A 2,551-nucleotide genomic window follows, 5' to 3' on the forward strand; every position below is an offset into this window, starting at 1 on the left:
AACCGCATGCAAGAGCGCGGCCTGCTGCGACCGGCCGATGCGCGCACCCTGCGCCTGCTGGAGGCCTTTGGCGAGCTGATTGCCAACACCGACCGGCACTACGGCAACATCTCGCTCTTGCTGGACGATGACGACTGGGCCCTGGCCCCCGCCTACGACATGCTGCCCATGCTCTACGCCCCCGTGGGCGGCGAGCTGGTGCCGCGCAACTTTGCCGATCGCCCCCTGCAGCCCACCGCCGCCACTCTCCCGGAGTGGCCGCAGGCCCTGGCCCTGGCCCGCAGCTTCTGGGCAGCCGCCAGTGCCGACGCGCGCATCTCCCCCGGCTTCAGGCAGGTAGCGGCGGAAAATTTAAGCCATATCAGCCGCTAGCCCCCGTGGAATTTGCGCAAGCAGCTATCAAATCATGAGCAAACCAACGCACCACAGCTTTGAAACCCCCGAGCAGCTGCACGCCTGGCTGCGCGCCCACCACGCCAGCGAGACCGAGCTGTGGGTGCGCATCTTCAAGAAAGGCACCGGCCTGCCCAGCGTGGCGTGGGAAGACTGCGTATTGGCCGCCCTCACCTGGGGCTGGATCGATGGGCAGCGCAAATCCCTGGACGACACCTCATTTCTGCAGCGCATGACGCCGCGCCGCGCGCGCTCCGGCTGGTCGCAAAAGAATGTGCAGCACGCCGAGCGGCTGATTGCCGAGGGGCTGATGCAAGCCCCCGGTAGAGGCCGCCCGCGCCGACGGCCGCTGGGACGCCGCCTACGCCGGCAGCGCCGACATGGTGATCCCCGAAGACTTTTTGGCAGCGCTGCAACAAGACCCCGCAGCGCTGGCTTTCTACGGCACGCTCAAGCGCCAGCAGCTGTTCACCATCTACTACCGGCTCACCAGCGCCAAGCGGGCGGAGACGCGCGAGAGGCGGATGGCGGAGTTGTTGGGGAAGTTGGGGCGGGGCGAGAGTCTGTGACCGTGGGCGGGGCCATACAGCTCAAAAAGTGAGGCGTATTTTCAACAATGCGGTTCAGTTTTGCGGTGAATAGTCCTATTATTTACCGCACGTAATGCGGTGAATAGGGCGCATAATCGCCGCATGCACCCCCACAAGTCTCAACTCCGCCGCACTTACATCTGGCAGCGCCCCGACTGGCCGCAGTGGCGGTTTGACGCGGCAGCACTGGCTGCGCCGCTGGCACAGGTGCATCGGGCCCAGGGCAACCTGGCGGGGCGCATGGCCGAGCTGGGGTTGGCGCAGCGCGACCAGGCCACGCTGCAAGCCCTCACCCAAGAAGTCATCACCACCAGCGCCATCGAAGGCGAAGCGCTCAACCTGGACGCCGTGCGCTCGTCGATTGCCCGCAGGCTGGGCGTGGACATCGGTGCGCTGGCTCCCGCCGACCGGCATGTAGATGGCGTGGTCGACATGGTGCTGGACGCCACCCAGCAGCACGCCCTGCCGCTCACGGCCGAGCGCCTCTTTGGCTGGCATTCCCACCGGCTACAGCGGCCGCTTGCGCATCCAGGTAGGTGCGTGGCGCAACGATGCCGCAGGCCCCATGCAAGTGGTGTCTGGCCCCGTGGGCAGAGAAAAGGTGCACTTTGAGGCACCACCCGCCACCGCACTACCCGCAGAGACCGCTGCCTTTTTGCAATGGTTCAACGCCGCGTCTGCGGGCGATGCGCTCATTCACGCGGGCCTAGCCCACCTGTGGCTGCTGACTCTGCACCCCTTTGACGACGGCAATGGCCGGATCAGCCGTGCTGTGGGCGACATGGCGCTGGCGCGCGCCGAAGGCACGTCACAACGCTTCTACAGCCTCAGTGCCCAGATACAGCGCGAGCGCAAACAGTATTACGACCAGCTGGAGGCCACTCAGCGCGGCACGCTGGATGTCACGCCCTGGCTGAGCTGGTTCTTGGCCTGCCTGCTACGTGCCGTGCAGGGCGCCGATGGCTTGCTAGGTGGCGTTTTGATTAAGACCCAGTTCTGGCAACGCTGGGCGGGCATGCCCATGAACCAGCGGCAAACGCTGGTGTTGAACAAAGTGCTGGACGGCATGGAAGGCAAGCTCACCAACGCCAAGTGGGCAGCCATTGGCAAATGCTCTGCAGATACGGCGCTGCGCGACATCAACGACCTGCTGACGCGCGGTGTGCTGCGCAGGCTGGAGGGAGGTGGACGCAGTACGGGTTATGAGTTGAATGCCAAATAGACCAATAGCCCACGTGAAATAGGCGCAAGCAGCTATAACGTGAGCAAACTGACGCACCACGCGTTTAAAGCCCCCACGCAGCTAGCGCGCGCCGAGCGCCCGTAACGCTGGCTCCGCCCACAAGCACCGGGGCGGTGCTGCGGTTGGAAGCGGGGTGTTAACGCGCTCAGTTCCACCCTTCCAGCACCACCTTGCCGCGTGCCTTGCCCGACTCGATCAAGGTGTGCGCCTTCTTCAGGTTGGCCGCGTTGATGGTGCCCAGATGCTCTGCCAGCGTGCTGCGCAGCAGCCCGGCGTCTACCAGCGCGGCCACCTCGTTCAGCAGCCGGTGCTGGCCCGGCATGTC

Annotated in this window: 3 protein-coding genes and 1 pseudogene; 3 read left to right on the top strand and 1 reads right to left on the bottom strand. The window is 65.3% G+C overall.

What is annotated here, in order from left to right:
* From EBS11_RS28115 to EBS11_RS28125, 3 genes and pseudogenes are all read left to right on the top strand, one after another.
* Positions 1-372 (top strand): HipA domain-containing protein (locus EBS11_RS28115; protein WP_290608796.1); only part of this gene is annotated, 372 nt, incomplete at its 5' end.
* 401 nt (positions 373-773) lie between these two features.
* The gene (locus EBS11_RS28120) at positions 774-962 is read left to right on the top strand and encodes a YdeI/OmpD-associated family protein (protein ID WP_290608798.1); all 189 of its coding nucleotides are present in this window, start codon (positions 774-776) and stop codon (positions 960-962) included.
* Positions 963-1,085: 123 nt separating this feature from the next.
* Positions 1,086-2,205: pseudogene (locus EBS11_RS28125) on the top strand (Fic family protein).
* A gap of 166 nt (positions 2,206-2,371) precedes the next feature.
* Here the strand turns inward: EBS11_RS28125 and EBS11_RS28130 are convergent.
* Positions 2,372-2,551: zinc-binding dehydrogenase (locus tag EBS11_RS28130; RefSeq protein WP_290608800.1), on the bottom strand; the 180-nt coding region annotated here is incomplete at its 5' end.

The organism is Janthinobacterium sp. (assembly GCF_009923995.1).
GTDB lineage: Bacteria > Pseudomonadota > Gammaproteobacteria > Burkholderiales > Burkholderiaceae_D > Janthinobacterium.